The organism is Aliterella sp. E5.1 (genome assembly GCF_057473825.1).
This window is the reverse complement of record NZ_JBYCCV010000147.1, coordinates 1-7,105: the sequence shown is the minus strand read 5'-3', so window position 1 is coordinate 7,105 and position 7,105 is coordinate 1. Positions and strand designations below refer to the sequence as shown.

Sequence of the window (7,105 nt, the reverse complement as noted above, 5' to 3'; positions counted from 1 at the left end):
ACGTCTGTTGGCAAACAGGACAGAGATAGCGTTGATGTCCGTTGGGCATCTTGCCGTGTTTATGGGCTTTAGAATGATCACACAAAGGGCATTGCATGGACGAGTTGCAGATGAGAGATCCCCTCTACTCTACCAATCCCACGTTTATTTGACGCACTACCTTGTGTTTAGAAAGCTTGGAAGCTTTAGGAATCGTCACTAATCACATTGAGGAAAATCGCTGGTATTTAGCGGAGTTACAAAGAGCCAGCTAAACTACTACGCGATTACTTTTCCTATTCCACCCCAACTACTAACCTAGTTAGCTAAAGTGCGATCACACTTTTGTTTTTGATGTAATGCGATCGCATCTCAAATAAACTCAACTTTTCTAAACATATCATCAGGTTCAAGCAATTCCAAAATTAAAATTAGACCTTTGATTACTTCTCCAATAGACTTAGCACCTTGCGAACAATAAACAATGCCACAATGACTAATTCCAGCTTGGTGCATTCTTAAAAAATCTGTGTCTTGAATAAAAATAACCCTTTTTTGTGACAAAGCAAATTCTAGTTGTACTAAATCGGATACGCTCATTAGAGATTCTTCTGCTGTAGTAGTTACATCAATTCCTCTCCTGCGTAACCCTTTTGCTACAGCATTACTAACATTTTCGTCTAAGTGAAACCTAATTCTTTCTGCCATCTATAATCTTTAAGTTTTTGCTGCACAAGAGAAGGAGTTTTAATTTTTAACTCTCTAGCAAATGCTTCATCTGCTTCTATCTGTTCTCTAATTTCCTTCAGATGATCGTGATAATAAGCCAAAGCTGCATAGACATCCGATAAAGTAATACTGGGATATTGAGAAACAATTTCGTCTGGCGACATACCCATTTTTTCATGCCAAATTACAATATCTTGCACTTTAATTCTATGTCCAGCAAGATGAGGTTTGCCGCCACAAATATCCGCGCTTATTTCAATATGTTCGGCAATTACTGATAACTGAGACATTGCTTTAATTTTAAGTAAACAATTTTATTAACTATACGGGCTGAAATCTTCCTAGTTTTTGCCGCTCGTATTGCGTATATACAAAACAGTATAGTCATTATATTTAGCGATCGCACTCTCCACAATTACAATAATAAAGGCGATCGCCTTTGATATTTTGTTACAACTACTAGCCTAGTTAGCTAAGGTGCGATCGCAACCCTGCAACAACTTGAAGTAATATTAGAGTGATCGCACTCTCTACAAATACAACGATAAAAGACTTCACTAATACTCTCTTAACTCTCTGACATAAGAAAGCTTTTGCCCTAACTGATTGCGCAAGGTTTTGTCCGCCGTCCAAAATTGACAATTTGCTCCCATAGATTCCGTACAAGCTAAAAATGAGGCATCATACAAAGTTGGTAATTGATACTGTTGGGCTATTTCCCATGCTCTTGCTCTAATTTCTACGGTGTCAATATGTTCGATAGGTAATTGACAAAAATCATCGAAACACCCTCTTGCTTCTTCATCCGTAAGTAAACCAGCACGAAGCTTTTTACGAAGTACAGAACCAATCTCTGCCCAAGTAAAAGCTGGCGCAACCATCCTAACCGCATTTTCTACAGCTTCTAGTACAAGAGCTTCCGCTTGAATTTGTAATTGTTCAGGAACAAGGTACGCAATCATAAGCTAATGTGCATCCAAGTTGCATTAAACTGGCTCTGAAGCCCTTGCAGCAAAGCCTTCACTCAAGAAAAATGAATGACGATTAGCTTAACACTTGTATCTAAACACAAAGCTCTAATAATTCCGTAACTCGCCTACTCTAAGTTGGCGAATCAAATCTACAGAACTTGGTTGAGTACCTGTCTTTTGCTTGATTTTTTCACGTCTAGCAATAATTCGGCTATGTGCTGATAATCCCTTGCGGCGGCTTACTTCCCTTGTTAACGCTGCGATCGCCAAATCGTTCAATGACTCATTTCGTGCCTTATACAACTTCGCCTCAGTCAGTAATCCAGCAGGCAGCCAGACTGTCAAAGATTTCCTTTTTTCCATTAGCTGATGTCGTAATATGACACCATTAAATAGTATCAAACTTTAAATTAGACTAGCTCTAGTGCGATCGCATTGATTCCGTTTATTTGGTAATTCAACGAGGTTTTACGTGCAAGCAGATAGTAAAACACCTATGCACCGCCCCCTAATTGTGGCTGGAGTAATTCTAGGTTTAGGTTTAGGAGGATTTGTTGATGGCATTGTACTACACCAAATTTTGCAATGGCATCATATGTTAAGCAGCGTTAGACCGCCGACAACGATCGCCCAAATGAAGTTAAATATGGTGTGGGATGGTTTGTTTGATGCGGCTACATGGGTATTGACGGTATTGGGAATAGGTTTGCTATGGCAAGCTGTAAAGCGCGATGATGTACCGAAGTCGTCTAACGTACTTTTTGGCTCCATACTTATAGGTGCAGGTACTTTTGATGTAGTTGAAGGCATTATCGATCATCAAATTTTGGGCATTCATCACGTCAAACCAGGGACTAATGAATTAATTTGGGATATTGGTTTTATTGCCCTGGGGGGAATCTTGGTTATAGTTGGGTGGATGTTATTACAGGCGGGAAAGCAAGATAATAGCGCAATTTCCTAAATTCAACTTTCCTATATATTTATTCAATGCCTACAACTGAAGAATTTGCTAAAACTAGCTGGGGTTGGCAATTGTCGCTATTCCAACAACAACTAGGCGAATGGATAGAACTTCAACTTTCGCGCTTCAACTCTGCTTTTCCCGATATCCCTGCGCCCGATTGGTCGCTTGATGCCCCTTGGTTAGTAAATTTAATTAAGGCGCTAATTTGGTTAGTGGCGATCGCAATTACTCTTTGGCTACTATGGCAACTTTGGAAACTATTAGAACCATTAACCTACTCTTGGCGCGGACGAAAATCAACTAAGGTAGTAAATAACGCAAATTTACCTCAATTAGCAGTAAACCAATGGCTAGAGCAAAGTCAGGCTTATTTTGCTCAAGGTAATTATGCTGAAGCTTGTAGATGTTTATATCAAGCCACATTACAACATTTGCACGATCGCAAGATTATTACGCATCAATTTAGCCGTACTGACGGCGAATACTTGCAACTATTAAAAGGCATTCCCCCGTCTCCCGCTTATCAAACTTTGCTTGCAACTCACGAGCAATTATGTTTTGGTAATGAGGAGATTTTGCCAGAAAACTTCGAGCAGTGCAAACAAGCTTACGGGGAGATTTCTCAGCCATGAAACGTGCAAAGCGCTTTTGGTGGTTTGGTGGAATTGCGATCGCAGTTATTGCCTTACTAACTTTAATTGCTGCTCCCAATACTAGCTATATCACCAATGGCTCAACTTATAACCGCGCTCCTGATGGTTACGGCGCTTGGTATGCTTATATGCAAAAACAAGGCGTAAAAATAGAGCGTTGGCAAAAACCTGTAGAGGAAATAAAAGCAAATTCTGTAACTTTGCTGCGAGTTAACAACCAGCTAACACTACCAGAGCTAGATTTTGACGAAGAAAAATGGGTAAAACAAGGTAATACTTTAGTCATTTTAGGAGTAAGGGGAGCAGCTACCGCCGCAGAATTTAGCATGTTGCAAGCTTCTCCTGTGGGTGATGTCAAGATTGAAACTAGCAGACGATACAAGGGAAAAGAGCCAAACTTAGAATTAGGCGACTTGTTTGGGGCAATTATCTGGAGTAAAAAATTTGGCAAGGGACAAGTAATTTTTTCGACTACCCCTTATTTAGCGGCGAATGCGTATCAAGATTACCCTAATAACTTTAAATATTTAGCGCAGTTAGCCAGTAAAAATCCGCAGATATTTGTAGATGAATATAGCCACGGCTATAGAGATAAATCTATTACAGAAAGCCAAGGCGATCGCAATTGGCTGGAATATTTAGCAAAAACTCCACTAAAACCCCTATTACTACAAGTTGGAGTTTTATTATTAGTACTAATTTGGGCGCAAAATCGCCGCTTTGGTGCGCCTGCAAATTTAGAAACGCCAGCAATTGACAACAACATTGCTTACATTCAAGCCTTAGCGGGAGTGTTAGAAAAAGCTCAATGCAGCGAGTTTATTTTGAATGTTGTGGGGAAAGAAGAACAATTGCAACTCCAACAATCCCTAGGATTAGGGAAAATTCCCCTAGAACATCAAACTTTGGTAGATAATTGGGTGCAGCAGACTAAGCTTTCTCCTACTCAACTGCAACAATTACTCAGCCATCCGTCGCCACACCGTCTTAGCGATAAGCAATTGTTAGTGTGGCTGGATAAATGGCAAAAAATTCGCTCCTCGCACTTCATCTTAAACCCTTCCCCCTATGAGCGAAAACCACGCTACCTTAAATCGCCTTGGTGAATCTCTTAACCAAGTAGTTGTCGGGCAACCTGCCGTAGTACAACAACTCCTAATTGCGCTTTTAGCAGGCGGTCATGTCATTTTGGAGGGCGTACCCGGAACGGGGAAAACATTGCTTGTCAAGGTTCTCGCAACCCTCGTCCAGGCAGATTTTAAGCGCGTCCAACTCACGCCCGATATACTACCCGCAGACATTACCGGGACAAATATTTTAGACTTCAACAATCGCAGCTTTACCTTAAAAAAAGGACCAGTATTTACTCAAATACTTCTAGCTGATGAAATAAACCGTACTCCGCCCAAAACTCAAGCTGCACTATTGGAGGCGATGGAAGAACAGCAAGTAACTTTAGATGGTGAAACTCTACCTTTACCAGAATTATTTTGGGTAATTGCAACGCAAAACTCCTTGGAATTTGAAGGTACATACCCATTACCAGAAGCGCAATTAGATAGATTTTTATTCAAGCTAATCGTAGATTACCCAGACCAACATAGTGAAAAGCAAATGTTGCTCAATCGCCAAGCTGGGTTTGGGACAAGACGATTAGATATTGCTGGGATGAAAAGCGTTGCTACCGTAGAGCAAATAATTCAAGCGCGGGAAGCGGTTAAAGCAATTAAAGTATCGGAAAAAATAATAGATTATTTATTGGAATTAGTGAGAACCACGCGCCAGCATCCAGATTTAGCTTTAGGTGCATCTCCGCGCTCGGCGGTAGCATGGTTGCAGTCAAGTAAAGCTAGTGCTTGGCTATCGGGGAGAGATTATGTAACCCCCGACGATATCAAAGTAGTTGCACCGCCATTGTTGCGTCATCGGCTAATTTTGAAGCCTGAAGCCTTGTTAGACGGATTGATGATCGAGGCGGTAATAAGTTCAATGTTGAGTCAAGTAGCCGTACCTCGATAAAGTGTCTAAAAAATGATTCCCTCAAAACAAACCTATTTATTACTGCTACTGGGAATTGCGATCGCTTCTTTCTATCAATTTATCTAGAAGCTGTTTTCCCTGCTGCCTGTCTTTTGGGTTGAGATGATGTCTCAACTGTCTTAAAACAGATAAAAGTGCTGTTATTGCTTTCTATCACGATTTCTACCTAAATGTTGCTAGTGCGTCTTTAATAGGAGAATCATAAGGCTGATACTCTTGACTAGAAAAAGGGCGAAATGCTTTATCCCATTGGGCAGTTAAGTTACACAATAAGCGAAACTGTAATGGTGCTGGAGATTGGTTAACACGCTCTACACGCACCTCTACAGAATTAGGATTTTGGTGAAGAAGCTTAAATACTTCTTTATTCAAGTAGCGTGGACAATACCCTACTATGTAATGGTCATCTGTATTTAGAATCAATGCTTGAGAGTCGTGTATGTTTTGAAATTCATGAGCTAACCACAACTTTTCCTCTAGTTCAAAGCTGTTAATTCGCTCAATAGAACATTTTGGTAAGTGTCGCAACCCGTGTAAGAAAAAGTGAATGTGATACTTGCCATCTTCATCTGGCTCTGGAGAGGGAAATACAGTTAATGTATCTGTTTTTCGTTGCCCTGTACTACGGGCTAGAATAGCAAAAGGATCGTCTTCATGCTGAGAAATATTCAACCACTGTAAAAAGTCTGCATAATCTGGGCGAGAACGAGGCATCAACCGATTAGCAAGCACAGGAAATAAATGAGTTGAAGTATATACTCCCTTCAAGTACGGAAATGATAATAAAGGAGTAAATCCAAACTTTTCGGCTTCTATTACTCCTTGCGTATACACAAACTCATATTTTTCTCCGTCAAACGTTACACGACCAATAGGAAACCAGCAACGGCTTTGTGCATCTTGCCAAGCTAAAAATAGTGTTTTTGGTGTCTTCAAAATAGTTATTCCTTTAAGTTAAGTAGCCGACGTTGGTTATATTCAAGAATTTTCTGAGCGAAATCAATGGCAATGTGTGAGATTCTACTGCTGGGGATGCGATTGAAAATCTCTGATATTTTTGCTGTTGAAATACTCCCAAGGCTCTCTAGCCATACATTAGTAGCTTCAGGATTACGCTCGGCAATATAGGTAAAAACCTCATAAGTTCTCAGAGTCTTTGCATCTCCATTACTGCGGTAAAATGCAGAATAACAATTGTTAGCGTAGGCTTCTGCTGAGCATTTCTGTCTCTTTACGTCCGATAATTCGCGCCCAAGACTAGAAGCATGGTCGTAAGTTGGTGCTAGGTAGATTGTTTCTGTTGCAGGCATCATTTTTTTTCTAATGACTCCCCAGCAGTTTTCATGATGGCGATCGCCATTTCCTATCCATGCGTCCAATAACAGATAGCCTGCAAATACATCCACTGCTGTTTTAATGGTACTAGGTGCAGCCCAAGCTGGAGGTAATTTTATTGACTCGTTTCCTAAAGCTTCTAGCACTACATCAATTGTATGTTGCGATGCGCCGTAGGTGGCAGAGGTGTTGTAGTTCGGAACGATGGCAGCGAGAAGCTCATTGCCGTTGACAAGTGCCTCGCCTGCTTTTTCTTGCAAAAATTTTAGTGAAGCTATGCCGCGCTTTCCTTCCCAAGTCTCTGCTAATACTAAGTTGTGGTCAGAGGTAGTAGAGTATTAAATAAAGAAAACTTTGGCAAAGATAAATGTATAGGAGTCAAGTAACCCAAGCCTGTCCTCATCTAGACCTAGAGACAGTCAAGCAGAGAG

The 7,105-nt window shown here is 40.7% G+C and carries 11 protein-coding genes; 4 read left to right on the top strand and 7 right to left on the bottom strand.

All coding sequences use genetic code 11. The features are described 5' to 3' along the window. The 5 genes from AC2VE5_RS23430 to AC2VE5_RS23410 all read right to left on the bottom strand — a co-directional run. Nucleotides 1-97: IS1/IS1595 family N-terminal zinc-binding domain-containing protein (locus AC2VE5_RS23430; protein WP_486886923.1), on the bottom strand; the 97-nt coding region annotated here is incomplete at its 3' end. Nucleotides 98-351: 254 nt separating this feature from the next. Beyond that, nucleotides 352-687, bottom strand: a complete 336-nt coding sequence (locus AC2VE5_RS23425; RefSeq protein ID WP_486890070.1) for a DUF5615 family PIN-like protein — start codon at nt 685-687, stop codon at nt 352-354. After that, on the bottom strand, nt 660-998 hold the full coding sequence (locus tag AC2VE5_RS23420) for a DUF433 domain-containing protein (protein WP_486890069.1): 339 nt from the start codon (nt 996-998) through the stop codon (nt 660-662). The genes AC2VE5_RS23425 and AC2VE5_RS23420 overlap by 28 nt, the downstream gene beginning before the upstream one ends. 267 nt (nt 999-1,265) lie before the next feature. After that, complete coding sequence (locus AC2VE5_RS23415; protein ID WP_486890068.1) at nt 1,266-1,670, bottom strand: type II toxin-antitoxin system VapC family toxin; 405 nt, start codon at nt 1,668-1,670, stop codon at nt 1,266-1,268. Between the two features lie 114 nt (nt 1,671-1,784). After that, nucleotides 1,785-2,042 (bottom strand): YlcI/YnfO family protein, encoded by a 258-nt coding sequence (locus AC2VE5_RS23410; RefSeq protein ID WP_486890067.1) that lies wholly within the window; start codon nt 2,040-2,042, stop codon nt 1,785-1,787. 109 nt (nt 2,043-2,151) lie between these two features. On the opposite strand from AC2VE5_RS23410, the gene AC2VE5_RS23405 reads away from it, so the two are divergent. From AC2VE5_RS23405 to AC2VE5_RS23390, 4 genes are read left to right on the top strand one after another with little or no spacing between them, the layout of a single operon-like run. Beyond that, nucleotides 2,152-2,643 (top strand): DUF2243 domain-containing protein, encoded by a 492-nt coding sequence (locus AC2VE5_RS23405; protein ID WP_486890066.1) that lies wholly within the window; start codon nt 2,152-2,154, stop codon nt 2,641-2,643. A gap of 26 nt (nt 2,644-2,669) precedes the next feature. Beyond that, nucleotides 2,670-3,278: a DUF4129 domain-containing protein gene (locus AC2VE5_RS23400; protein WP_486890065.1), complete on the top strand. Its 609-nt coding sequence runs from the start codon at nt 2,670-2,672 to the stop codon at nt 3,276-3,278. Next, nucleotides 3,275-4,405: a DUF4350 domain-containing protein gene (locus tag AC2VE5_RS23395; RefSeq protein ID WP_486890064.1), complete on the top strand. Its 1,131-nt coding sequence runs from the start codon at nt 3,275-3,277 to the stop codon at nt 4,403-4,405. Before AC2VE5_RS23400 ends, AC2VE5_RS23395 begins: the two co-directional genes overlap by 4 nt. Further along, the gene (locus tag AC2VE5_RS23390) at nt 4,368-5,318 is read left to right on the top strand and encodes an AAA family ATPase (protein WP_486890063.1); all 951 of its coding nucleotides are present in this window, start codon (nt 4,368-4,370) and stop codon (nt 5,316-5,318) included. Before AC2VE5_RS23395 ends, AC2VE5_RS23390 begins: the two co-directional genes overlap by 38 nt. Before the next feature lie 183 nt (nt 5,319-5,501). On the opposite strand, the gene AC2VE5_RS23385 is transcribed toward AC2VE5_RS23390, so the two are convergent. Both AC2VE5_RS23385 and AC2VE5_RS23380 read right to left on the bottom strand, forming a co-directional pair. Beyond that, nucleotides 5,502-6,275: an HIRAN domain-containing protein gene (locus AC2VE5_RS23385; protein WP_486890062.1), complete on the bottom strand. Its 774-nt coding sequence runs from the start codon at nt 6,273-6,275 to the stop codon at nt 5,502-5,504. 5 nt (nt 6,276-6,280) lie between these two features. Then, a complete protein-coding gene (locus tag AC2VE5_RS23380; protein WP_486890061.1) occupies nt 6,281-6,934 on the bottom strand; it encodes a HipA domain-containing protein in 654 nt (217 codons plus the stop codon). Nucleotides 6,935-7,105: the final 171 nt, after the last annotated feature.

Coding starts and splice junctions, on each gene's coding strand:
- AC2VE5_RS23395 (WP_486890064.1), top strand. CDS start 3,275: ATGAAACGTGCAAAGCGCTTTTGGTGGTTTGGTGGAATTGCGATCGCA.
- AC2VE5_RS23415 (WP_486890068.1), bottom strand. CDS start 1,670: ATGATTGCGTACCTTGTTCCTGAACAATTACAAATTCAAGCGGAAGCT.
- AC2VE5_RS23420 (WP_486890069.1), bottom strand. CDS start 998: ATGTCTCAGTTATCAGTAATTGCCGAACATATTGAAATAAGCGCGGAT.
- AC2VE5_RS23390 (WP_486890063.1), top strand. CDS start 4,368: ATGAGCGAAAACCACGCTACCTTAAATCGCCTTGGTGAATCTCTTAAC.
- AC2VE5_RS23400 (WP_486890065.1), top strand. CDS start 2,670: ATGCCTACAACTGAAGAATTTGCTAAAACTAGCTGGGGTTGGCAATTG.
- AC2VE5_RS23425 (WP_486890070.1), bottom strand. CDS start 687: ATGGCAGAAAGAATTAGGTTTCACTTAGACGAAAATGTTAGTAATGCT.
- AC2VE5_RS23410 (WP_486890067.1), bottom strand. CDS start 2,042: ATGGAAAAAAGGAAATCTTTGACAGTCTGGCTGCCTGCTGGATTACTG.